22 protein-coding genes are annotated in these 23,463 nt (G+C 37.7%); 12 read left to right on the forward strand and 10 right to left on the reverse strand.

Features of this window, described 5'->3' with window-relative positions; translation table 11 throughout:
* The first annotated feature begins 75 nt into the window (after window positions 1–75).
* From CD31_RS12675 to CD31_RS24035, 5 genes are all read left to right on the forward strand, one after another.
* On the forward strand, window positions 76–969 hold the full coding sequence (locus CD31_RS12675; RefSeq protein ID WP_036078096.1) for a DMT family transporter: 894 nt from the start codon (window positions 76–78) through the stop codon (window positions 967–969).
* A 66-nt stretch (window positions 970–1,035) separates the two neighbouring features.
* Window positions 1,036–2,757: an ABC transporter ATP-binding protein gene (locus CD31_RS12680; protein ID WP_036078098.1), complete on the forward strand. Its 1,722-nt coding sequence runs from the start codon at window positions 1,036–1,038 to the stop codon at window positions 2,755–2,757.
* Entirely contained in the window at window positions 2,757–4,589 is a 1,833-nt protein-coding gene (locus CD31_RS12685; RefSeq protein ID WP_036078100.1) for an ABC transporter ATP-binding protein, read from the forward strand. The genes CD31_RS12680 and CD31_RS12685 overlap by 1 nt, the downstream gene beginning before the upstream one ends.
* Window positions 4,590–4,950: 361 nt before the next feature.
* Window positions 4,951–5,820, forward strand: coding sequence for a GNAT family N-acetyltransferase (locus CD31_RS12690; protein WP_244905043.1), 870 nt, complete (start codon window positions 4,951–4,953; stop codon window positions 5,818–5,820).
* A gap of 109 nt (window positions 5,821–5,929) precedes the next feature.
* Window positions 5,930–6,052, forward strand: a complete 123-nt coding sequence (locus CD31_RS24035) for a hypothetical protein (protein ID WP_004229664.1) — start codon at window positions 5,930–5,932, stop codon at window positions 6,050–6,052.
* 35 nt (window positions 6,053–6,087) lie between these two features.
* Here the strand turns inward: CD31_RS24035 and helD are convergent, their stop codons facing one another.
* Entirely contained in the window at window positions 6,088–8,316 is a 2,229-nt protein-coding gene (gene helD, locus CD31_RS12695) for an RNA polymerase recycling motor HelD (protein WP_036078103.1), read from the reverse strand.
* 157 nt (window positions 8,317–8,473) lie between these two features.
* On the opposite strand from helD, the gene CD31_RS12700 reads away from it, so the two are divergent.
* Complete coding sequence (locus tag CD31_RS12700) at window positions 8,474–9,190, forward strand: glycerophosphodiester phosphodiesterase (protein ID WP_036078105.1); 717 nt, start codon at window positions 8,474–8,476, stop codon at window positions 9,188–9,190.
* Between the two features lie 96 nt (window positions 9,191–9,286).
* Here the strand turns inward: CD31_RS12700 and CD31_RS12705 are convergent, their stop codons facing one another.
* Window positions 9,287–10,309: a DUF2804 domain-containing protein gene (locus tag CD31_RS12705; RefSeq protein ID WP_016992006.1), complete on the reverse strand. Its 1,023-nt coding sequence runs from the start codon at window positions 10,307–10,309 to the stop codon at window positions 9,287–9,289.
* Between the two features lie 182 nt (window positions 10,310–10,491).
* Here CD31_RS12705 and CD31_RS12710 point away from each other — a divergent pair, with 182 nt between their 5' ends.
* Together CD31_RS12710 and CD31_RS12715 are read left to right on the forward strand one after the other, a co-directional pair.
* Window positions 10,492–10,986: an amidase domain-containing protein gene (locus CD31_RS12710; RefSeq protein WP_036078108.1), complete on the forward strand. Its 495-nt coding sequence runs from the start codon at window positions 10,492–10,494 to the stop codon at window positions 10,984–10,986.
* Between the two features lie 95 nt (window positions 10,987–11,081).
* Window positions 11,082–11,654, forward strand: a complete 573-nt coding sequence (locus tag CD31_RS12715) for a nitroreductase family protein (RefSeq protein ID WP_016992008.1) — start codon at window positions 11,082–11,084, stop codon at window positions 11,652–11,654.
* Window positions 11,655–11,711: 57 nt separating this feature from the next.
* Here the strand turns inward: CD31_RS12715 and CD31_RS12720 are convergent, their stop codons facing one another.
* From CD31_RS12720 to CD31_RS12730, 3 genes are all read right to left on the reverse strand, one after another.
* On the reverse strand, window positions 11,712–13,094 hold the full coding sequence (locus CD31_RS12720) for a dipeptidase (RefSeq protein ID WP_036078110.1): 1,383 nt from the start codon (window positions 13,092–13,094) through the stop codon (window positions 11,712–11,714).
* 251 nt (window positions 13,095–13,345) lie between these two features.
* Window positions 13,346–14,089 (reverse strand): SDR family NAD(P)-dependent oxidoreductase, encoded by a 744-nt coding sequence (locus CD31_RS12725; RefSeq protein WP_036078112.1) that lies wholly within the window; start codon window positions 14,087–14,089, stop codon window positions 13,346–13,348.
* Window positions 14,090–14,109: 20 nt separating this feature from the next.
* Window positions 14,110–14,865, reverse strand: a complete 756-nt coding sequence (locus CD31_RS12730) for an SDR family NAD(P)-dependent oxidoreductase (RefSeq protein ID WP_036078113.1) — start codon at window positions 14,863–14,865, stop codon at window positions 14,110–14,112.
* Window positions 14,866–15,056: 191 nt separating this feature from the next.
* Here CD31_RS12730 and CD31_RS12735 point away from each other — a divergent pair, with 191 nt between their 5' ends.
* Together CD31_RS12735 and CD31_RS12740 are read left to right on the forward strand one after the other, a co-directional pair.
* Entirely contained in the window at window positions 15,057–16,187 is a 1,131-nt protein-coding gene (locus tag CD31_RS12735; RefSeq protein WP_036078116.1) for a response regulator transcription factor, read from the forward strand.
* Window positions 16,188–16,489: 302 nt separating this feature from the next.
* Window positions 16,490–17,038 (forward strand): RNA polymerase sigma factor, encoded by a 549-nt coding sequence (locus tag CD31_RS12740; protein ID WP_036078118.1) that lies wholly within the window; start codon window positions 16,490–16,492, stop codon window positions 17,036–17,038.
* Between the two features lie 108 nt (window positions 17,039–17,146).
* Here CD31_RS12740 and CD31_RS12745 read toward each other — a convergent pair whose 3' ends face one another.
* The 5 genes from CD31_RS12745 to CD31_RS12765 form a co-directional block, all read right to left on the reverse strand.
* On the reverse strand, window positions 17,147–17,593 hold the full coding sequence (locus CD31_RS12745; RefSeq protein ID WP_016992346.1) for a MarR family winged helix-turn-helix transcriptional regulator: 447 nt from the start codon (window positions 17,591–17,593) through the stop codon (window positions 17,147–17,149).
* 23 nt (window positions 17,594–17,616) lie between these two features.
* A complete protein-coding gene (gene spx / locus CD31_RS12750) occupies window positions 17,617–18,021 on the reverse strand; it encodes a transcriptional regulator Spx (protein ID WP_004225558.1) in 405 nt (134 codons plus the stop codon).
* A 435-nt stretch (window positions 18,022–18,456) separates the two neighbouring features.
* Window positions 18,457–20,028 carry an ABC-F family ATP-binding cassette domain-containing protein gene (locus tag CD31_RS12755; RefSeq protein WP_016992347.1) on the reverse strand — a complete coding sequence of 524 codons (1,572 nt, stop codon included), beginning with the start codon at window positions 20,026–20,028 and terminating at the stop codon, window positions 18,457–18,459.
* Window positions 20,029–20,062: 34 nt separating this feature from the next.
* Window positions 20,063–20,248, reverse strand: a complete 186-nt coding sequence (locus CD31_RS12760) for an SE1832 family protein (RefSeq protein ID WP_016992348.1) — start codon at window positions 20,246–20,248, stop codon at window positions 20,063–20,065.
* A gap of 192 nt (window positions 20,249–20,440) precedes the next feature.
* On the reverse strand, window positions 20,441–21,487 hold the full coding sequence (locus tag CD31_RS12765) for a PseG/SpsG family protein (protein ID WP_016992350.1): 1,047 nt from the start codon (window positions 21,485–21,487) through the stop codon (window positions 20,441–20,443).
* A gap of 402 nt (window positions 21,488–21,889) precedes the next feature.
* Here CD31_RS12765 and CD31_RS12770 point away from each other — a divergent pair, with 402 nt between their 5' ends.
* Complete coding sequence (locus tag CD31_RS12770) at window positions 21,890–22,720, forward strand: oxidoreductase (RefSeq protein WP_036078121.1); 831 nt, start codon at window positions 21,890–21,892, stop codon at window positions 22,718–22,720.
* 128 nt (window positions 22,721–22,848) lie between these two features.
* Window positions 22,849–23,403: an NADPH-dependent FMN reductase gene (locus tag CD31_RS12775; RefSeq protein ID WP_026023374.1), complete on the forward strand. Its 555-nt coding sequence runs from the start codon at window positions 22,849–22,851 to the stop codon at window positions 23,401–23,403.
* The last annotated feature ends 60 nt before the right edge of the window (window positions 23,404–23,463 follow it).

Genomic DNA, 23,463 nt, shown 5'->3' on the forward strand with positions numbered 1-23,463 from the left:
TTTTCTAGTGAAGTTCAAGAAATGATTTGAAGAAAAGTAACAATTTTTAGTACGTATATAGGAAGCAGGATTGGTATGGAACGTTTAAAAGGAATAATATTTATCGTCTCAGGTGCTATGTTATGGGGAGCAACTGGCCCTTTAATGGAGTGGTTGCTAAATCATACACCTTTGACTGTATCCTTTATGTTAACAATCCGTTTATCGGTTGCAGGTATATTACTACTTACATATTTATTGTTAACAGGAAAAAATATTTTTGGAATATGGCAGCACAAGCTATGGGGGAGGCAACTCATCGTTTTTGGTATTGCAGGTATGCTGGGTGTACAATTTGCCTTTGTTGCTGCAATTAATGAAAGTAACGCTGTGTTGGCTACCTTGCTTCAGTTTTTAGCGCCAATATTTGTTGTCGCATATGTCTCTCTTAGTTTAAAGAAGTGGCCACCAAAATATCAAGTATTAGGTATTATTGGTACCCTTATAGGGTTATTTCTATTACTAACGAATGCATCATTTGATAGTTTGCTTATTAGTCCAAAAGCCTTGATGTGGGGTATAGCAGTAGGCTTAACATTTGCATTTTACACCTTGTATCCTGCACGCTTAATGAAGGAGTGGAGTGTGCTTTTAGTAGTTGGCTGGGGGATGCTGGTGGGTGGCTTCACTTTAGGCTTAGTAAGCCGTGTTTGGCAGTCCACTCAATGGGGTGTTCTAGTAGACTTTAAAATTTTAATGTTATTAGTTGCTTTAATATTTTTTGGAACAGTAGCTTTTATATTGTTTTTAAGTAGTATGAAATACATTTCGGCAGTTGAAACGAGCATTCTTTCCAGTATTGAACCATTAACAGCAATGGTTATTTCAGTTATTATTTTCGGTACCTCTTTAGGTTTCTGGCAATTAATAGGAGTATTCGTTATGCTTGTTTGTGTAACTTGGCTTTCAATAGCAGGAGAAAAAGCATAAATATACTATAGTGTTAGTAGTTTTTGACTACCTGGAAATTTTATCTACCAACAAGGGGGAAAGAATATGAAAGAAGTTTTTTCCTATGTAAAGCCATATAAATGGACAGCTATTTTTGCTTTATGTTTAATGCTTTTAGAATTATTTGTGGAGCTAGTGCAGCCACTCATTATGGCCAAAATAATCGATGAAGGAGTAAGGGCTCAAAATCAAGGAATGGTTTTGCAATGGGGGGCTGTTTTACTTGCGCTATCTTTTGTTGCCTTTCTGGCGGGCATTATCAATTCTTATTTTTCTTCCCATACAGCTCAAAGCTTTTCGTATGATCTTCGAAATGCCATGTTTGATAGGATTCAATCCTTTACGCTAGCAACCTATCAAAAATTCTCCACAGCATCGCTTATTACGCGATTAACAAATGATGTCACACAAGTACAAACAGTGCTGTTTATGAGCTTACGTATTATGCTTCGAGCGCCACTTGCTGTTATAGGAAGTATTATTATGGCTTTTGTCGTAAATCCGAAATTGGCTTTATTTTTGGTTATCGGTGCACCGATCATTTTTATTTTTCTTATTTTTATGGTGGCAAAAGGTGTGACTTATTTTGGACGTGTACAAAAGAGGGTTGATCGTTTAAACAGGGTTTTACAGGAGAATTTACAGGCAATACGGTTAGTGAAGGCTTACTTAAGAGGAGCATATGAGGCTACACGCTTTGATGAAGTTGCATCGCGGTTAAAAGTTGATACTGTGAAGGCTTTACGCATAATGGAATATATTATGCCGGTTCTTTTGTTAATTATGAATATGAGCCTGCTTGCAGTTTTATGGTTTGGTACAAAACAAATTGCGACAGGAACAACGCCGCTTGGAGATATTGTGGCTATTGTGAATTATGCAATGCGTATGACAGGCTCATTTTCAATGTTCGCGTTTATTATTATCTTCTACGCACGTGCCAAGGCATCTGCAGAACGTATGGCAGAAATCCTTTCGATTGAAAATGAGGTTGAAGATACGTCCCTTATAGAAGAAGTAGGCCATGCAACACAATATGGAGAATTAACGTTTGACCATGTTAGTTTTACTTATCCAGGAGGAAATGTTCCTGTTTTGTCAGATGTGAGCTTTCAAGTTAAATCTGGTGAGAAGCTCGCGATTATGGGGGCTACTGGTGCGGGAAAATCAACATTATTACAGCTCATTCCTCGATTCTATGAAGTAACGCAAGGCAGAATACTTGTCGAGGGCCAGGATGTTCAACATTGGGATTTACAAGAGTTACGGGAAATAATTGGCTATGTCCCTCAGCAGTCATTGTTATTTACAGGAAGTATTGCAGATAATGTGCGTTGGGGAGATACACAGGCTGAAATGGATGCTGTACTACAGGCTACAATGCAGGCACAAATACATGCATCTGTTGAAGATTTTCCAAATGGTTATGATACCAAGGTTGGGCAAAAAGGTGTTAATTTATCGGGAGGGCAAAAACAGAGATTATCCATAGCTAGAGCTCTTTTGAGAAAAGGACATATTTTAATGCTTGATGATAGCACTAGTGCCTTAGATGTTAAAACAGAACAGTCTTTGTGGGAGGCATTGAGTGAAGAAAAGGCGACGATGCTTGTTGTGACGCAAAAAATACGTACAGCAAAAGGCGCGGATCGCATTTTACTGATTGATGCTGGAAAAGTTGTTGCTTATGGCACACATGAAGAGCTTTTACAGACTTCCTCGCTTTATAAAAAAATAGCTATCTCACAACAGGAGGTGAAGGAATAATGGGATTTTTCCAGAAACCTTTTGGTTATGAACCGATTTTGACAAAAGATGATCTGAAACAGGCTGTGAAGAAAAAGAAGGGGCCACGTGCAGCTGATTGGAGAAGTACATTGCTGCGGTTATGGAAAATTGTCGATGAACAACGTGCACTTCTCATTGTGGTGCTTTTATTAGTGATGATTAGCTCCATATTAGCTTTACTTGGCCCTTATCTAATTGGTCATATGATTGATCACTATGTTATGCATGGCGAGCTTTTAGGCTTAGGTAAGGGGATTGGCGTATTAATTGCTATTTATGTTTTATTAGCCGTTTCACTTTTCCTACAAAACTATTGGATGATTGGCATCGCCCAGCAAACGATCTATAGATTAAGAACAAGTGTATTCGCTCATTTTCAACGACTGCCAGTGGCATTCTTTGATCGTCGTCAGCATGGTGAATTGATGAGTAGAATGACGAATGATATTGAAGCGGTTAGCTCAACATTGAACAGTTCTTTTATCCAGGTATTTTCAAGTGTACTTACGCTTGGAGGGACCGTTATTATTATGCTCAGTTTAAGCCCATTGTTGACAGTTTTGACGATGATTATTATTCCACTGATGTTTTGGGCGATGCGTTGGATTACACGTCGTACAGCACCACTGTTTAAAGAACAGCAGGTAGCTATTGGTGCCTTAAACGGAATGATAGAAGAAACAATTTCAGGACAGCGGATTGTGAAGGCATTTTCACAAGAGGAGCGAATGAAAGCGGAGTTTCGTGAAAAAAGTTTGCGCTTAAAAAGGACTGGTTTTTGGGCACAGACTTACTCAGGTTATATTCCTAAGGTTATGAACTTCTTAAATAATATGAGCTTTACCATTGTCGCAGGTGTAGGAGGAGTTCTCGCATTATATGGACATGTAACGATAGGAGTAATTGTGATATTCACTGAATATGCACGACAGTTTACACGTCCTTTAAATGACTTAGCAAACCAGTTTAATACGGTATTGTCAGCTATTGCTGGTGCAGAACGTGTATTTGCCTTGCTCGATGAACAACCAGAGGCAGAAAACGTGTCAGCACAAAAGCATCAACTATTGGGACATGTAGCGTTTAAGCAGGTGTTCTTTAAATATGTACAAGAAGAAGAAGGGTACACACTAAAAAATGTAGACTTTAAAGTGGAACCTGGTCAAACGGTAGCACTCGTTGGTGCAACTGGTGCTGGGAAAACGACAATCCTTCAACTTATTGCAAGATTTTATGAGGTCTCAAAGGGAGAGGTATTATTTGATGGTATAAATGTACAGCAAATTGATCGACAATCCCTTCGTTCACAGATGGCCTTTGTCTTACAGGATCCATTTTTGTTTGAGGCTTCTGTTCGCGAGAATATCCGATATGGTCGACTGGATGCGACTGATGCTGAGATTGAGGAAGCGGCCAAGCGAGCTAATGCACATGATTTCATTATGAAACTCAAGGATGGGTATGATACCATTCTTGCTGCGGATGGGCGCGAGATTTCACAGGGTCAAAAGCAATTACTATCTATAGCAAGGGCACTTATTGCTGATCCGAAAATTTTACTATTGGATGAAGCCACAAGCAGTATTGATACTGTGACAGAACTAGCGATACAAGAGGCTCTTGATACGTTAATGCAAGGGCGCACCAGCTTTGTGATTGCACATCGTTTAAATACTGTGCATAATGCCGATATGGTTTTAGTTATGCATAAAGGGGAATTAGTTGAGGCTGGACCACAGCAAAAACTAATCGAATCAGGTGGTCTTTATGCACAAATGTTACATTCATCCTCACACCATCTTGAGGAATAGATGGGAAAAGAGCAATTTCATTTGAAATTGCTCTTTTTTATTGAATTAAAAATGTTATTAATTTGAATAAATAGTATAATTATTATAAAACATTATTAAAACAGAAAGTAGTATATAGTTTAAAAGTAGCAGGTTGTAAAAGGATGAATATCTCTATTTTCGCAGAATGAGTATAATATTTTATAGCTATTATTTCTAGTAAATTTCAGTCACTTTTCTAAATTTTTATAGTAAAAATCCTTTTATTTTCCCATTATATGGAGTAAAATTCTGATTAATAGAGGGGATAAATATATTTTGTTGCCAGCTTATTTTCATTCTTGCTACAATAGGGCAATAGTCTGTTACAGGAACGGAGTAAATGATGAATATTTCAGTGATGACAGTGTCTTTTCCATTAGATGGAGAAACATTGAAAGAAGTAAAGTTTTTATGTGAAGAAGCAACAGTGCAAGATTATCGAGTATATGAAACCATTATGAATGTACCAATGGCTAGCTCTTTCGAGACTAAGGGCTTTATGGTACTAGCGTATGAGGATGATAAGGATTTATTAGTTGGTGCTGCTAGTGCAATTGACTTAATGGGGCTTCATACATATGAGTGGTCATTAGTGGTGACACCTGCATATCGACAAAAGGGTATTGGAACAGCGTTAGTTGAAGGTATACAAGTTGGGCTAGAAGAGAGAGGGGCAGAGGGGCAATTAGCTGTAATAATTGATGGCTCACCTTATGGGCACACATTTATTGAAAACAAAGGTTTTACCTACAGTTTTTCCGAAGCTACTCTAGAAACAAAAGCAGAGGCCGTTACATTACAAAAAGATATTAATATTCAACCCTATAATGGTGAACAAGCTGAACTGATTACTATTTATAGTGAAGCATTTGGAGATTTACCAGAAGAATCAGAAGAGCTTATTGCCTTTAATACATCAAAAAATGGACGAAAGCTTTGGATTGCTTATCGGGATGGCGCAGTTGTTGGAACAGTGACAACGGCTAAGGAAAATGAAATCCAGTGGGTAACAGCACTTGCTGTACATCCGAATTGTGAAGGACAAGGTATTGGGACAGCACTTCTTTCCTTCTCAAAGGATTATGCGAGTAAGGTTGGTGCAGCATTCGTCATGCTAGATGTAGAAGTAGACAATAAAAAAGCACTTTCTGTCTATGAAAAAGCGGGCTTTATGAAAGCGCAGCAAATTGATTATTATGTAAAACAATAGAAAAAAAGGGCAATGAGTGATATTTAATATCAACTCATTGCCCTTTTTTATCATAATCACCTACTATCTTCATATAATATTAATAAGCTTTAAGAAAGGAGCCGTGATCATGCGCATGCCAGCATTGCCAAAGAAAAAGTCTCCTCCGAAGGAAGCCCCTAGCTCATGGTGGAAAGTTGTGAAAGCTTATTTATCCAAAGGGAAGTTTTATAAATTACCACCAAGAAATTAATGATGCAAAGAAAAAAGTCGCCCATTAGCGACTTTTTAATTTTCTAATAAGAACGAACTTTTAGATGGACCGATTAAGTATAGCTCATGCATGGCTCGTGTAAGAGCTACATAAAGTAGCTTTCGGTCAATTGGCGTATCGTAAAAGGGTGTATCATAGGCAGCTACAATGACGGCATCGAATTCAAGTCCCTTAGCTAGGTGACTTGGCACAACAAGTAACATTTCTTGATTAATGGATTCATTTTCCGTTAGTAGTTGTGAAGCAATCTCATTGTCTTTTAATGTCTGTTGTATAGTAATGGCTTCTGCAGTAGTTTTGCAAATTAAAGCAATGGATCGATGGCCATTTTGACGTATGGCTTCAAAGATTTCTTTAATTTTTAAAGCATCAAATTGCTCTGCTTGAATAAAACTTGGTACGCTACCGTGACGAACAACGGGTTCTACTAGAGGTAGCTGTTCATTCATTTGCGCTAGAATTTGATTCGCGACTTCCATAATTTCAATGGTTGTTCGATAGCTTTTTTGCAAAGTTCGGAAGGTTGCACGAGGAAATAAGCTTTGGACAGGCTCCCATGCTGTTAATGAGCGATAGCTATGAATACCTTGAGCTAAATCACCGACCATTGTGAACATATCCGTATCAAGACCTGCTTTTAAAGCAGCAAGCTGAAATAAACTATAATCTTGGACCTCATCGATAAAGACTACACGCATTTTCCATTCATCTGCAATGCCTTTTAAACGTGCATGTAAATAGTATAGTGCAGCTAAATCTTCGAGTACCCATTGTTCTTTACGATGTGCCTGCAAAAATTGTTGCTGTTCAAGATAATGCCATTCAGGAGCGAGTTCTGCTAATAGTTCTGCATCGGTGAGAAGGGTACGATAGAGTGTTTTAATATTATGTTTGGTAAAGCGACGCATATAAGCTGATGCCGTTGATTTAGCTTCTTTCTCAATGGCGGGAATTCGCTCATCTCGCTCATCGATGAATTTTGTGACAACACGTCGCCGTTTCTCATCATCTCGTATTCCATTTAAGGCTTTACCCAATGCTTCATCATACTTTTTATGGAGTGTAGCTAAAACAGCCTGTTTTTTTTGACGAACATGGCTTGCTAACACTTTTTTAATATGTTCAAGTCGCTTTTCGATAGGCATATATGAAAATTCATATAAAAACAGCTTCTTCAGGTGGGAGGCGCGCATGATACAGTATTTTTCAATATAGACATCTTCGAATTGTTCTGCGATCTTTTGTTCCAGCTTTTGTAAGTATCGTTCGATGACATCACGATAGTATAGGGAACCTTTCATTTCAGCAATCCAGGCAGTAGGCTGATGACTACCTCCAGCAACGAGCGACTCTAATTGCTCATTCGGATTTTGAAGCTTAAGCTTTAACTTAGTGGCAGAAAGAACATAGTCTGTAAAAGTAGTTTGGCATATTTTATCGACGCCAAGCTCTGGTAAAACATCGCCTATATAATCAATAAATAACTTATTCGGTGCTAAAATCATGAGCTGCTCAGGATTAAAATGTTCACCCATTGTGTAAAGGAAATAGGATATTCTGTGTAGAGCAATGGTCGTTTTTCCACTGCCAGCAGCACCTTGCACAATGATTGGTTGACGAAGATGTGCTCGAATAATTTCATTTTGTTCCTTTTGAATGGTTGAAACAATTTCAGTTAGACGAACATCTGCTTTTCCAGCCAATGCTTCTTGTAGGAGTTCATCATTTGTTGTTAAGTCAATATCTCGTATATCGAGTAATTCGCCATTTTCAATCTTGTATTGCCTTTTAGCAAAGAGATGCCCTTTATGAACTTCTCCACGGACATCGTACTCCATATCGCCAAGACGTCCATCATAATAAACATTCGCTACGGGTGAACGCCAGTCAACAATAATGGGCTCATGGGTTTCACGATGAAATAGAGACGTTTTCCCGATATAAAGAAATTCTTCCGGGTCACCTGTTTTTTGGAAATGGATTCTAGCGAAATAGGGCTTCTTGTGAACGGCCTCTAGACCTTCTTTTTGATTACGTGCCATTTCAAAGAATCTGGCATTTGTTAAGATATTTAAATAACTTAAACTTGAATCTAAGTAATCAAGATCGGCCATAGATTTGCGGATATTTTCTTGAGCAGATTGTAAATCTCGTTGTGATTCGTCTAATATTTGTTGCATATAGCCTTGGGTATACGCTAACCGTTCTACTTCAGCCTGAAAATCTGGATGTTGTACAGTCATTTTTTAGCACCTCCTAGGTACTTACAATTTCAAAGTAGATTATCATACTACTATATATAATATTTACCATCAAGTGAAAGCTAAAAAGTTAATTATGCTACTATTACAAGGGGATGGAAGGTTTTTCTTTAATAAAAAATAGAGGAGGTTAATGAATTTGGACATATTTGCACATAGAGGTGTTTCGATAAACTATCCAGAAAATACGTTGGCAGCCTTTCAAGCAGCAGCAAAGCTCCCTATAGCAGGGGTAGAGCTAGATGTTCATTTAACTGCAGATAAAGAGGTAGTGGTGATTCATGATGAAACCATTGATCGTACCTCCAATGGCTCAGGCTATGTAAAAGATTTTACATTACAGCAATTGCGTACATTTGATTTCGGTTCGTGGTTTTCGCGGGAGTTCGGAGATGAAGTAATTCCAACGTTGGGGGAAGTGTTAGAGCTTTTTGCAGGTACCAATCATCGCATCAACATTGAACTGAAAACAGACATTATTGCATATGAAGGGATCGAAGCGCTCGTGCTCAAAGAAGTAGCAGCACAGCAAATGACAGAGCGGGTGATCATTTCCTCTTTCAATCATGAATCATTGCAAACTGTATCAAAAATAGCGCCTTATATAGAAAGTGCAGCATTGTTTGCAGAGGTGTTGGTGGATTTTCCTACTTACATTGCTCTTATTCCAGCTAAGGCGTTACATGTAAGTTTGCCAACTTCCTTTCGCAAATCAGTTAAGCTAGCCCTCACTGAAGGTGCAACTGTACGTGTATATACCGTAAATGAGCAACGTGATGCTCGAAGCTTACAGCAACTAGGTGTACAGGCGATATTTACAGATGATCCAGAAAAAATATTACGGGCCCTTAGTTAGAGCAAATTAGTGACAGGTAGGAGACAAAAAGCTTCCGTGGAATCATTTGCATTTTCAAAATATCCACGGAAAGCAACGTCTTCTAGAGGATTTGTGCTACCATTTTGCACGATGTTCTTCAATACATCCTAGCATTTGTTGAATAACAAGTGTTTCGCCATTGTCGAGTAAAATGGAACCGTCGTAATAGCCAAATAGTTGATGTACCTCTGATTTAACTAGTTTGGCATTCGTTAGAGCAGTACGCTCAAAAAAAGGCGAAAAGGTTAAGGAAACCTGATTGGAAAATTTTGTGTCCACTTTCCAACGCTGCATATAATCTTCAGAATCATATTGAAATAATAAATCCTCATGTATTTTTGTCATTTTACCATCTACAAAAACAGCATTTTCAGTCATGCCGGTGCCATCTGTCCACTTACCTCCTAAATTAAGTCCAATCCGTCGTCCACGTACTCGTTGAGAGGCCATTCCCCAATTCCATAATGCCTCACGTGGCCATACACCTCGTCCATAATCTAACACAGCAAAATTCTCCTCAGCTGAGAAATTAAAACGTCGAGTACCAATTGTGACAACACCTGAGGTTGGCAGTATGTGATGCTTACCTGTAAACTGAAATGTTTTGCGATTCCAAGGAATAACGACATTTAATGTTTCATCCGCTGGTGGGTGCTGAATGATAAGCTTTGCTCGTAAAACATCTCCATCAAAGTTTGGTATGGAAACAGATAGATGCGTCTCATTTTGTATATATACTAAATCAATCATCATTTCGCTATTTTTAAATGAAACAGATTCTAAAACCTGTGTAGGCATTTTTAATTTACCACCGAAGGGAATTGTGATCGTTTTTTCGAAATAGCGCTGTGTTTCATATTCAAGAAAATAAACGAAGCAGACTGCTGCGTAATCTAGATGACTAATCGTAGCTGAAAACAAGATTTCATCACCGTAGACACACCAATAGTTCCATTTCTTTTTGCGCATGAGATGGCCGCTTAAATTGCTGTTAATAAGTGGCTTGCGTGCAAATCCGATGGCTGCTGGATTTAAATTACCTTTTTTATCGCATAAAAGAGTTGGCTGTAAAATCTCTTTCTCAGCATGCTGCTTCACATTCAACATCCCTTCTGGTCATAAAATAAAATTGACATATCTTTAATCCTTATTGTAGCAAAAATGTTCTTGAAATTGGAAAGGAACATGCTGAATATAATGGATTTCAATAAGAATTATGAGGAAGGACCTAACTAATAGAAATACTTGAATAGACATATGATGGCATGAGGAGGGGATGTATGGCAAAAATGTATAATAGGCAGGCTGCAGTTCAATATGCTAATTTGTGGTGGAACAGACGTAATCCAGCTTTTCCAAACTTTGATGTAGATTGTACGAACTATATATCTCAGTGTTTACTTGCAGGGGGGGCACCAATGCGAGGTGCACCAAATAGAGATAAAGGCTGGTGGATTCAGCAAGGAAATTGGAGCTTTAGCTGGTCTGTTGCCCATTCATTACGATGGTATTTAGAAGGGTCTACGACTGGATTGAAGGGTAGACGTGTACAATATGCAGAAGAACTAGAGCTTGGAGATGTCATTTTTTATGATTTTCAAGGAAATGGAAGAATTGACCACTCTGTTATTGTTACAAGTATTCAAAATGGTATTCCATATGTGAATGCCCATACCTCAGATAGTATTAATCGACCTTATTTTTATGAGGATTCCACTGCCTATACGCCAAGCATGACCTACTTTTTCTATCATATAGATGACAGCTTTGCTTAAGGACAGGTAGTTTTAAAGCATACAAATTTATGATAATGTGAAAGATAGAAGAGATAAACTCTAATATGTTGTCTTATGGTAGAAGGAGAATTGATATGAGCGAACAAATTTTATCTGTTAGAGATGCAATTATTCAGCGTCGTTCCATTAAAAAGTTTAATGGTCAGCCTGTAGAGCGTGAGGATTTAATGGCTATTATTGACGATGCGGTATGGGCTCCAAACCATGGTAATCGTGAGCCGTGGCGATTAGTTGTTGCCTGTGGAAAGGAATTAGCAAACCTTCATCAGCTATTACGTGACCTGACAATTCCGAAATGGCAGGAGCTTTCAAGTGAAGATTTAGCGAAGCAGATGTTGAAATTTACATTACCAGGTGGCTATGCCTTTGTGATCGTGCCAGAGGATGTGCGTCAAAAAGAACGTTTAGAAGATTATGCAGCAGCAAGTACATTTATTCAAAATATCCAATTACTTGCATGGGATAGAGGCATAGGCTCTTGCTGGAAAACGCCAGGCTTCCTAGATAATCCTAAATTCCGTGAAGCATTAAAGGTTCAGCCAGGTGAGCGTGTCATTGCTATGCTACAAGTTGGTTATTTTGATGAAGTGCCAAAAGGCAAAGAACGCAAACAAGCAGCTGATATCGTTACGATTTTTGGTGAGTAATCAAACAAAAAAATCCCTTCACTTTAAAAGTGAGGGGATTTTCTAATTACTCGATATTTATTTTTGTAATGCTGAAACCTCATATAAATAATCACTAAGAACACGTAAGCCTTTATCAAAGTTTTCTAAATGGAAGTGTTCATTTGGTGCATGGAAGTTTTCACTTGATAGACCGAAGCCCATTAACACCACAGGTAATTCTAAAATTTCATCAAACGCAGCGACGATAGGGATGGATCCACCGCCACGTGTGTATGCTGTTGGTACATTATACACTTTTTCATAGGAGCGTCCAGCAGCCTGAATAAATGGATGATCGAAAGGCGTTAGAAATGGACGGCCTTTATCGAATTCAGAAATGTTGATCTCTACACCAGCAGGTTTGTGCTTTTCAACATGTGCTTTTAAAAGTGCCACGATTTCATCGGGCTCTTGATTTGGTACAAGACGGCATGTGATTTTAGCGCCAGCTTCAGCTGGTAGCACTGTTTTGATGCCTTCCCCTGAGAAACCACCAAATACACCGTTAACCTCTAGTGTTGGGCGCGCCCAAGTTCGTTCTAAGTAAGAATAGCCTTGTTCACCGAATAATTCTTTTACGCCAACTTCCTGTTTAACAGATTCTTCATCAAAGCCAAGTGCAAGATAGGCTTCACGTTCCTCTTCAGTTAATGGCAACACTTTGTCATAGAAACCTTCAACTTGAATCGTACCATGCTCATCACGGAAAGATGCTAAAATTTCAGCCAATGCATGAATGGCATTTTGTACGCCACCACCATAAAGACCCGAGTGTAAATCGCCCTTAGCTCCACGAACATCAATTTGAATGCCTGTTAAGCCACGTAGTCCATAGCACACAGCAGGCTTACCAGGACCATAAAGCCCAGTATCGGAAATTAAAATTAAATCGGCTGCTAGTTTTTCTTTATATTGTTCAACATAGGCAGGGAGATGAGGGCTACCGATTTCTTCTTCACCTTCATAAATGAATTTAACATTGACTGGTAATGTCCCTGTTGTAGCAAACAATGCCTCGATCATTTTTAAGTGCATAAATACTTGCCCTTTATCATCACTAGCGCCACGAGCAAATAATTTATTGTCTCGAATCGTAGGATTAAAAGGCTCACTATCCCATAAATTTAAAGGATCCACAGGTTGAACATCATAATGACCATAAAATAAAATAGTTGGTTTACCTTCAGCATGTAGCCAATCTGCATAAACAACAGGGTGTCCAGCTGTTTGTGTAATAGAGATATTTTCAAGATTTAGTTTTTCGAATGCACTGGCTAGCCATTGAGCTGCATGTTGAATATCTTCTTTATGTTCTGATAAAGAACTGATACTTGGAATTCGTAAAAATTCATTCAGTTCATTTAAATGTGCCTCACGATGTTCTGTAAAATAAGCATCTATTTGCTGTAAATTAGTCATCTAGTATCCCTCTTTCCAATATTTCGATAATAGAAATAGTATAGCACAATTTGCTTTTAGGAATCTTAAATTGTCTTGAAAGATTACACATAGCACCTACAAAATAAACCACAAGAGCTAAATAGCAATTGTGGTCGAGTCTTACTTGAGTAGTTTAAAGGGATCAGACACACCAGCCAGATCGCTTCATACCATTAATGGCTAGAACTGCATCATTACATGCACTAGCTATCAGACTATACAAAGTCCCATTAGTGAGCAGTATAACCGCCATCAACAAGAAGCGTTGTCCCATTGACGAAGCTTGCGTCATCGCTAGCTAAGAAGAGAACGGCTTTAGCGATTTCCTCTGGTTTACCAAGACGACCTTGTGGATGCAGGGATGCTAAATATTCTTTCTTTTGAGCATCTACTTCAGCCAGTAGAGGGGTGTCGATATAGCCAGGACAAACCGCATTTACACGAATACCCTGTTTAGCGTAAGCAGTACATAGGTTTTGTGTTAATAACTTAACGCCACCTTTTGCAGATGAGTAGGCTGTAGGGTTTGGTAAGGCAACGAAGCTATGAATTGAACCAGCGTTAACAATGACGCCACCTGTTCCTTGAGCCAGGAATTGTTCAATGGCATATTTATCAGAAAGAAATACACCTGATAAATTAATATCAATTGTTCTTTTCCATTTTTCGAAAGAAAGCTCGTGTGCTGGTGCATCGTCAGCTACGCCAGCATTTGCATACATAATATCAAGTTTACCGTATTTAGTAACGGTTTCTTTTATCATGTTTTGAATGTCTGCTTCATTTGTTACGTCTGTTTTCACGAAGAGTGTATCAAAACCCTTGTTATTTAATTCTTCAGAGACGCTTTGTCCACGATCAGAAAAATCGGCAATAACCACTTTAGCTCCTTCTTCTACAAAGAGACGAACTGTGGCTTCACCAATACCACTAGCCCCACCTGTAACAATTGCTACTTTATCTTTTAGTTTCATATTAATGACCACCTTTAATGTTATTTTGCTGTTGCTCCGCCATCAATGACGAATTCTGCACCTGTTGAGAAGGAAGACTCATCAGAAGCTAAAAACAATACAGTTTGCGCTACTTCCTTAACTGAGCCCAAACGTCCTAATGGGAATAAATTTTTGCCTAATTCATCTTTTGAGCTTCCTGTTGTTGCTGATGCATAGTCTGCCATACCTGTATCGATGTAGCCAGGATGAATAGAATTGACACGTACGCCATATGGAGCATATTCCATAGCAGCGTCTTTGGTCATAATGCGAACAGCTCCTTTGCTAGCTCCATATAAGACGTGACCAGCAGCACCTGTTAAGCCTGCAATAGAGGAGGCATTAATAACAGATCCATTATGTTGCTTAGCCATAAGTGGCATAATATGTTTCATACCTAGGAACACACCTGTCACATTAATGGACATTAAGCGGTTCCAGTCAGAAAGCTCGATTTCTGCAAGTGGTTTTATGATATAAATACCTGCATTATTGAAAAGAATATCGACTTTGTTAAATGTTTTTATTGATTCATCTGCAACCTTTTTCCAGTCTTCTTCATTACTAACATCGTGACGGATAAATAATGCCTCACCGCCAATAGCTTGAATATCACGGACTGCCTCGTTACCAGATTGCTCATTTATATCAGTAATAACTATTTTTGCTCCTTCTTTAGCAAATAATAGTGCAGTTTCTTTCCCGATTCCTGTACCTCCACCTGTAATAATGGCCACTTTATTTTCTAATCTCATTTCAAGCACGCACCTTTCATTATTTCTGGTTATATGGTTACCTTAGGATTCAAAAGTATTCGCATTATTTAGCGATACTTTCATCTTACTCCTTTCAATTTGAAATACTATCCTATAAGATGCTGTATAATATAGTGAGTGAATATCCTCTATTTATAGGGGTATTTTAGTGTGAAGGAGAAGAATTTCCTATGACGCATCCATTTCAGTCAATTGAAGAAGTTACACTTCAAGAGTTTGTGTTGTTTATTAAAATTCATCATAAGCAAATTGAAGAGAATACAAATATCTACCTTAATCTAGAACCTTCTATAACTGGGGCAGATCGAAAAAGAGCAGCAATACTATTAGATTCATTTTTGCGTGTAATGACACATGCAAATATTGATGAATTAAATAATGATGATAAGTATTTTTTTAACATATGGCTTCAATCACACTTGTCCATTATTGATAGGAAGAGCTTTAATTTATTCCAATTAATTTTCGAGAAATCATTGATTACTTTTATGATTCAACAGAAGAGCAGCCGAACGAACGCCGTCTTAATGTATGTATTATCGTTATTTACGTTACTTGTAGAGCTTTACTATGACTGTGAGGGAGCCAACCAAACTAGTAACATAGCTACCGAAAACCAGAAAATTAAGCACCTACAATTATTAGATAGGCTTGATAAATTGCTCATTAGTTCCTCAGGCTATCAGGATTTAGCCCATATTTTAAAAAAGTGTGAAGAGTATTTTAGTTATAAAAGATGCGTATTTTACGCATATGTCCCATGGTCAAATCAGTTTTATGGAGTTATTGGCGCAGAGCTCCCTAAGGTGCAAAGCATGAAAGGGGAGTTGACTGGGGAAAATACGATACTTAGTTCAAAAAAACCCATTTATTTAAGAAACCCTAAAAATTACGTGAAAGAAGAGCATATCCAATTATTTAATTTATCCTCGATTATTTTTATTCCCATTTTGAGACAAGACCAATTATTTGGTTGGCTAACATTTGATCAGCTAGGTGAGGAATTTGATTGTACAAAGGAAGAATTATTACTCCTTGAGGAAGTAGGGAAGCGATTAGGTTTATTTTTATCACGTAAGGGGGAGAAGGTAGAAAAGAATACCGAGCTTCACTTAACTGAAAGGGAGTCGATGATACTCGGCCTGCTTGCCGAAGGATATGATAATAAAAAAATTGCGGGTTTATTATTTTTAAGCGAGCATACGGTCAGGGATTATGTAAGTAGTCTTATGACAAAGCTCAAAGCAAAGAATCGAACACAGGTCGTTGCCTCTGCCTTTCGTCTAGGACTGTTAAGCTAACAAACCAATGCACTTCAATTAGGAGTGCATGTTTTATTTCCCCAACACCAATAAATGGCTGATAAAAATTCTGACAATAAATATTATTGAAAATATAGTTTAAATAATAGGTAACTATTGTCATAAATGGACTTTTTGGAGTGAAAGCAATATAGTAGTAAAACAATTTTTACGAATATTACAAGTGAAAGCGATTAAGCTTACACGATTGTAATGAAATTGAAAGCCAATGCGATAGAGTGTAATACATTATTTTGCGAGAATGTGTATAGAAGCAAGAACAAGAAGCGGAGGCATACACAATGAATGAAAAATTAGAAGGCGTATACGAGGAATACAATCGATATATATATCACTTATGTTTAAAACTAACTCGCAATAATATAGAAGCTGAAGATTTAATGCAAGAAGTTTGGGTAAAAGTTGTACGCTATGAAGATAGCGTGGCCGAAGTAGAGCACATTAAAGCTTGGTTGACGACTATTACAATGAACACATTCAGAGATCGCTATCGTAAAAAAGTACGACGTAGCAAATATATGATGAACCAACCTGAAACATTAGACGTACCGATTCTAGATTTGGTTCCCAATAACGATATTTCTACAGAAGAAAAAATTGAAAAGGATATTGTTACAAAACTAGTGCAGGATAAAATGGAGCAATTAGATGCCATTTATAGAAAGACTTTATGGTATTTCTACATAGACCAATATTCACTTGCAGAAATCTCTACAATTATGAAAGTTTCCATTGGTACTGTGAAATCTCGTTTATTCCGTGCAAAGGCTCGATTAAAAGAAATGCTCATGTCAGATACAGCTATTGTGGAATCTGTGCTACCAGCGTAATGAAAGCAGATTGGTCGCACAACACAGTACTTAGACGGAAGTATTTGGTCGACTAATCTAAAAAAGATGCATTCGCAAATAGTTGCGAATGCATCTTTTTATTGTGCTTTATTCTGGCCGATTTGTCTCCACGTCCAGTAAACATTTAGAAAAAATAGTTCGTAAGGTTTGCAGTTCCTCTGCTGTTAGCATACCAAACATATTATTAATGATTTCACTCACTTGTTGACGAGATTCTTTTAATATGTTTTCACCGTCAGCAGTAATGATTAGCTGAGAAGCACGGCGGTCTGTGGCATGCTGCGTTTTTTCAATAAAGCCACCGTTTATCAGCTTGGTTGTTAAAACAGTGACACCGCCAGTAGTTACTTTTAACCGCTCAGCAATAGCAGAAGGGCGTTTTGGGCCCTCCTGCGATAAGTAGTCTAAAATTAAAATGTGGGATTTTGAAAAGCCGAGTACATTATGATTATTCCACTCGTTTGCCCACTTACGCTCAATAGATGAAACGACTTCAAACAACGAGGTAATGGCTTTTTGTTTTTCTTGGTCCATAGAAGGTCATCTCCAAAACTGTTTTAACTTTCCTGTGCCAATCTTGTCATCGCATTTAATTCGTAAGCACGTACTTTACGTGGGATAAAACGACGGATGTCCATCTCATTGTAACCAACTTGAATACGTTTTTCATCTATTATAATAGGGCTACGCAACATTCTTGGGTGTGCCTGAATGATAGCAAATAGCTCTTGAATAGAAAGTTGGTCGATGTCGATATTTAAGTTTTTAAAATCGTTTGAGTTTGTTGCAATGATTTCATCTGTACCATCTTCAGTCATGCTTAGAATTTCTTTGAATTCTGCCAATGTAAGTGGGTGAGAAGTAATACGTTTTTCTTTATATTCTATGTTGTGATCTTTTAACCATTTAAGTGCTTTTCTGGATGAAGAACAGCTCGCTTGTGAGTAAATTGTAACTGTCATTCTTCATTCCTCGCTTTCTTTTTTAGATTATATTTTACAAATAGCTTATTAGTAAGTTAATAGTTTATATATATATCTTACTAGTAAGCTATATATAAATCAATAGTTAATTGAAAAAATTTCTCAATCGAAATATTGTTTTTTCATTTATATTAAAATATACGAAGATAAGCGTAAAAAGTTTCGTTTATTCAGCTTACAATGATGTAAGTTTATGTTAACCATTTAGAATATGACTTTTTAAGCTATAAAATTGGTGATGAGTTCATAGGGACTACTAGGATTCTGAGTTTACCTTGTAGGAGAGAGTTAGTTGGAGTAAAATTGTTAGTCCACTGATTATAGTATGTTTAAATGAGGCTAATTATACATCGGAGTTAAAAAAAAATAAAAGAGCAGCTCCATAAAATGTTGGAGCTGCCCTTGAAATAATTATTAGTCTTGGCTTTGTTGTCCAGAAGTAAACCAATCTTGTACATTCCAAACTTTTGTTACGAGTCCTTCATAGAAATCAGGTTCGTGGCTTACTAGCACAATAGTACCTTTAAATTCCTTCATGGCACGTTTTAATTCATTTTTTGCATCTACATCTAAATGGTTTGTCGGTTCGTCGAAGAGTAGCCAGTTAGCTTCCTCCATCATTAATTTACATAAACGAACTTTAGCTTGCTCGCCACCAGATAATGAATTAAGCGGACGTGTAATATGGTCGGTTTTTAGACCTGCTCTTGCTAAAGCTGCACGTACTTGGGCTTGTTCCATAGAAGGGAAGGCATTCCAAACATCATCAATCGGGGTGATTTTCTCTGCTTTTACTTCCTGTTCAAAATAAGAAGGATACAGGTAGTCACCACGGACTACTTTCCCGCCAAGCGCATTAATTTTACCTAACATTGTTTTTAATAATGTGGATTTACCCACACCGTTCATACCGACTAAAGCAATTTTTTCCCCTCGTTCAATAGCGAAAGATAGTGGGGGAAGTAATGGCTTGTCTTTATCGTAACCAATAACTAAGTTCTCGGCCTCTACAACATAGCGGCTAGATGAACGGGCTTCTTTAAAACCGAATTCTGGTTTTACAGCTGTTTCTGGGCGATCTATTCGCTCTAAACGATCAAGTTGCTTAGCACGTGATTTTGCACGACCAGTAGTGGAGTAACGTGCCTTGTTTTTGGCTATAAAATCTTCTTGCTTTTTGATGAATTCCTGTTGCTTTTCATAGGCTTCAATATGCTGACGTTTATTAATTTCAGCAAGTTCAAGGAATTTTTCGTATGTTGCAGTATAACGAGTTAACTTTGAAAATTCCAGTTGGAAGATGACATCCACTGTTTCGTTCATAAACTCTGTATCATGTGAGATTAGAAGGAAGGCATATGGATAGTTCTTTAAATAAATTTTCAACCAAGTAATATGTTCTTCGTCAAGATAGTTCGTAGGCTCATCTAGTAAAAGTACTTTTGGTTTTTCTAATAAAAGCTTAGCAAGTAGTACCTTTGTGCGTTGTCCACCAGAAAGAGCAGCTACATCACGCTCTAAGCCAATGGCATCAAGTCCAAGTCCACGTGCCACCTCTTCAATTTTCATATCTAATGAATAAAAATCTCCTGCATCTAATGCATCTTGCACTTCTGCCATTTGTTCTAAAAGTACTTCTAATTCTTCAGGCGTTGCCTCTGCCATCTTGCCAGTAATTTCATTCAGTTCTTCTTCTTTTTTATATAATGGTAAAAAGGCATCGCGTAATACTTCACGCATGGTTCTACCAGCCGATAGGACGGTATGTTGGTCTAGATAACCATAGTGTGTACCAGGCAGCCACTCAACTTTTCCTGTATCGTGGATCGTTTGACCTGTAATGATGCCCATTAAAGTAGACTTACCGACACCATTCGCTCCTACAAGTCCAATATGATCACCTTCCACTAAGCGAAACGATACATCTTTAAAGAGTGTACGATCACCGAAAGAGTGACCTAAATTTTCTACTGTTAATATTGCCATATTTGTTCCTCCAACTATCTTTCTTGTTTACATTTTATAGTTCTGCAAGTTGCTTGTTAAGTTCGGCTAATTGTGCTTCCATATTCGCAAGACGTTGCTCTGCCTTAGCTACCTGATCATTGTGCCCAGTGGACTCCAACTTTTCTATATCACCTTGTAAATTGATATAGTCCATTTTTAACTCTCTAATTTGGTATTCAATATCACTTTTTGTTGGCATGATGACTACTCCTTTTGAGAATGTTTTTATAGTGAATGCGTGTAAAAGCGATGGAGGTTTTGCTAATCCCCCACCGCTTATTCTTTAAAATCAATCGGGTACTTGTTGAATATACTGATGTCCCAACTTCTATAAGAGGAGTTGGAGTGAAAAATTCTTATATATTGTATCATAATCATCTTGGAAGTAGCACTAAGTAGAAGCGATATTATGACGATCATAAGCAAAATCTAAGAGTAATGCTTGGAGTGTTTCATTATTACCAGCAAGATTGAGCTGTCGCTGTTTTCTCACTGCTCGTTCACTGCGGGCTTCGTGTAAAAGAAATTCCATGACAGCATTTTGTATTTGTGATTGCTTCATTTTACGACCAAGTCCTAGATGAATAAAGCCGTTGTGCTCGCGAGGGAAGGCGTGTAAAAGCTCAGCTTCAGTTTGCGCAAGTGTAATGCATGGTACACCATAAGAGGCAATTTTATAAGGTGTATAGTTAGCATTACAAATAATGACATCTGCTTTAGGTAGTAGTTTGAGGAGTGCATTTTTATCTCGAAGAATGGCAGTATTGCGACGACTAAGTACCATCATTTGCAAGTCATCCGTTGCATGGCGATAGCTGTCGTCAATCATAACTGTAATTTGTAGTGGTATTTGTAGTTGAGTTAGGTGTCGAAGTGTTCGATATGTTAAATTATGCTCGTCCCCATCCTCAAAAGCGACAACGATATGAGGCGGATTTTCAGGTGTTTTACTATCAGGTATATTATCGAAATGTTGATAGGCATCTGGAAGAGCAAAAACAAAGCTTCCACCAATATAATGCGATGGTAAATAATCTTTCACTTCTTGATAGAGTGCTAGTAGTACACAATCACAGGCTTGGCCACCTTCACCAAAATCGTCAAAATGAATAATTGTTTTGCAGAAAGGTCGTAATTCTTCTACTTGCCAACTTTCAGAATTTCGCCCATCTCTAACAATTAAATCAGGTTGAAGCCCTTTGATTTGCTTAGGTAATTCGTTAAAGTGATCAAATAGAATAGGAGAAACTCCTTCATTCATTAAAATTTGGATTCCGTCATTTGAAGGAGTCTTTACAAAGATAAAAACCTTCTCATTCGAAAGTAGTTTAGCTAATGTTGAAACCCGTTCAAAAGGATACAGCCCTTTATCAATACAGCTTTCAATAATGAAAACAATCGTTTTTTTCGGTTCAATTGCGTGTGTTTCGTTTTGCAAATGTATCCCATCCTTTCCTCTGTCTCTTTAAATTATGGCGAAGAAAGAGCAAGTATGTGTAAAATTTAGGATTTGATCATGAATGTCTCTAGAGGAATCCTCTAAAATAGCTATCTTTAATCTGTTTTAATCATTAAAGAAATGGCCGATATAGATAGTAAGGCCAATGGTAGGAATGATACATAACAACTGGAAGGTCTTTATCTTGATTTAGAAAAATCCCTCTGCACAAGGAGAGACGATAGCATGTTTTTGTTTAATTCCAATGTGTCAGGATACAGCCTACGTAGGGTATCGCGGATTTGGAAGACGAGCTTGTGGTGTGAATTCGGAAAAATCTGGATGCTGTTAGCGTGAGGCGTCATTGATACACTATCAATATGTAGAAGGATGGGAGAAAAAATGAGTATGCGTGCAGCGATTGTTGTAGGGGCGACTGGTTTAACCGGCACCGCTCTAGTTGAACAATTATGTGAAAATGATGAGTATATTTCAGTAACAGTTATTGCACGAAGAGGGCTAACTTTTACGCATCCGAAGTTAGAAGTGAAAATTCGTGATTTTGATAGAATAGAAGAAAACGATATAGGATTTGCTCACGAGTTGTATTGTTGCTTAGGTACAACCATTAAAAAGGCAGGCTCTCGTGAAATGTTTGAAAAGGTAGATTTTGAATACCCATTAGCAATTGCCTCTTTAGCAAAAAAACGAGGAATCCCTCATTTTCTTGTGATTACGGCAATGGGAGCTAATGAGAATTCTCCATTTTACTATAATCGAGTTAAAGGCAAACTTGAGCATGATTTACAGGAACTAGGCTTACAAAGACTTTCCATTATTCGTCCCTCACTCTTAGTAGGGAACCGAGGAGAATTTCGATTAGGAGAAAAGGCAGGAGAAAAATTATTAAAGCTTGCACAGCCTTTATTAATTGGACCTTTAAAGCGTTCTAGAGCAATCGAAGCTACACAAGTGGCAAAGGCTATGATTATCATTGCCCTATATGGTAAACAGCAGCCAGTCACTATTTATCCATCAGATGAGTTAGCAACATTAGAGTATCCAGAAGTATCAGAAGAGGACATTTCAAGAGAGATATTATTTAATTGGGATAAGCTGAATGAAGGCGAGAAAGTAAATCGTGAGGTTGTTATTAATCGAGATAAATATAAGCTTGAGGAAACGGTCATTGATAAGGAAGTCCATTTCAGACATCATGATCAGGATAATTAATTTAGGGAATAATTTTATCGTTCCGTCTAAAGGCTGAATTTATATCTAAAGTCATGACAATCCTTTCCGAGCCACTTTTCATTTGTTACAATATTATTGTAGAAGATGAATGTGGAGGCATAGTAATGATGAAAATTTTACTCGTAGATGGCACGATGTTTGGTCGTAAAACTGGTGCTATTTTAGAGCAAGTGGAGCAATATATTAAAGAATTAGATGCTAGTTTCGAGTTAGAAATGATGCATTTTAGTCAATATAAGCATCAAATTGTGGATGGTTCTCCATTAAATGATGATATGAAAAAAATGATTCAACAATTTGAGGAGGCAGACGCTTACATTATTGCAACGCCTATTTTCCAAGCGTCTATTCCAGGTGTTTTGAAAAATGCCTTTGACTTCTTACACCCTAAAACAATGCGCTATAAGCCTGTATCCATTGTTGCAAATGGAGGCACATACCAGCATCATCTTGTAGTCGAAAATCAATTAAAGCCTATTTTAGACTACTTCCGAGCGCTTGTTACGCCAAATTATGTGTATACACATACATCACATTTTGATGCAAACAATAATATTGTAGATGCAGACGTTCATAGCCGTTTACGTGAATTAGCACGGGTATTTGTTCAGTACTGTGAAATGAGCAAGAATTTGCCGAAGGAAACAATTGATCAACATTAAGATAGCCCTTGTACGGTGGTAAGAAATCACTGTGCAGGGGATTTTTCTTTGTAAGTATTG

The sequence above is a fragment of the Lysinibacillus boronitolerans JCM 21713 = 10a = NBRC 103108 genome (genome assembly GCF_000772935.1).
Classification (GTDB): Bacteria; Bacillota; Bacilli; order Bacillales_A; family Planococcaceae; genus Lysinibacillus; species Lysinibacillus boronitolerans.

What these genes read in the sequence shown, in the direction of transcription:
- helD (WP_036078103.1), bottom strand. Translation starts at nt 8,316, where the DNA reads ATGACTGTACAACATCCAGATTTTCAGGCTGAAGTAGAACGGTTAGCG.
- CD31_RS12735 (WP_036078116.1), top strand. Translation starts at nt 15,057, where the DNA reads ATGACGCATCCATTTCAGTCAATTGAAGAAGTTACACTTCAAGAGTTT.
- CD31_RS12770 (WP_036078121.1), top strand. Translation starts at nt 21,890, where the DNA reads ATGAGTATGCGTGCAGCGATTGTTGTAGGGGCGACTGGTTTAACCGGC.
- CD31_RS12730 (WP_036078113.1), bottom strand. Translation starts at nt 14,865, where the DNA reads ATGAGATTAGAAAATAAAGTGGCCATTATTACAGGTGGAGGTACAGGA.
- CD31_RS12710 (WP_036078108.1), top strand. Translation starts at nt 10,492, where the DNA reads ATGGCAAAAATGTATAATAGGCAGGCTGCAGTTCAATATGCTAATTTG.
- CD31_RS12775 (WP_026023374.1), top strand. Translation starts at nt 22,849, where the DNA reads ATGAAAATTTTACTCGTAGATGGCACGATGTTTGGTCGTAAAACTGGT.
- CD31_RS12755 (WP_016992347.1), bottom strand. Translation starts at nt 20,028, where the DNA reads ATGGCAATATTAACAGTAGAAAATTTAGGTCACTCTTTCGGTGATCGT.
- CD31_RS12720 (WP_036078110.1), bottom strand. Translation starts at nt 13,094, where the DNA reads ATGACTAATTTACAGCAAATAGATGCTTATTTTACAGAACATCGTGAG.
- CD31_RS12745 (WP_016992346.1), bottom strand. Translation starts at nt 17,593, where the DNA reads ATGGACCAAGAAAAACAAAAAGCCATTACCTCGTTGTTTGAAGTCGTT.
- CD31_RS12715 (WP_016992008.1), top strand. Translation starts at nt 11,082, where the DNA reads ATGAGCGAACAAATTTTATCTGTTAGAGATGCAATTATTCAGCGTCGT.
- CD31_RS24035 (WP_004229664.1), top strand. Translation starts at nt 5,930, where the DNA reads ATGCGCATGCCAGCATTGCCAAAGAAAAAGTCTCCTCCGAAGGAAGCC.
- CD31_RS12760 (WP_016992348.1), bottom strand. Translation starts at nt 20,248, where the DNA reads ATGCCAACAAAAAGTGATATTGAATACCAAATTAGAGAGTTAAAAATG.
- CD31_RS12675 (WP_036078096.1), top strand. Translation starts at nt 76, where the DNA reads ATGGAACGTTTAAAAGGAATAATATTTATCGTCTCAGGTGCTATGTTA.
- CD31_RS12725 (WP_036078112.1), bottom strand. Translation starts at nt 14,089, where the DNA reads ATGAAACTAAAAGATAAAGTAGCAATTGTTACAGGTGGGGCTAGTGGT.
- CD31_RS12740 (WP_036078118.1), top strand. Translation starts at nt 16,490, where the DNA reads ATGAATGAAAAATTAGAAGGCGTATACGAGGAATACAATCGATATATA.
- CD31_RS12685 (WP_036078100.1), top strand. Translation starts at nt 2,757, where the DNA reads ATGGGATTTTTCCAGAAACCTTTTGGTTATGAACCGATTTTGACAAAA.
- CD31_RS12680 (WP_036078098.1), top strand. Translation starts at nt 1,036, where the DNA reads ATGAAAGAAGTTTTTTCCTATGTAAAGCCATATAAATGGACAGCTATT.
- CD31_RS12690 (WP_244905043.1), top strand. Translation starts at nt 4,951, where the DNA reads ATGATGAATATTTCAGTGATGACAGTGTCTTTTCCATTAGATGGAGAA.
- spx (WP_004225558.1), bottom strand. Translation starts at nt 18,021, where the DNA reads ATGACAGTTACAATTTACTCACAAGCGAGCTGTTCTTCATCCAGAAAA.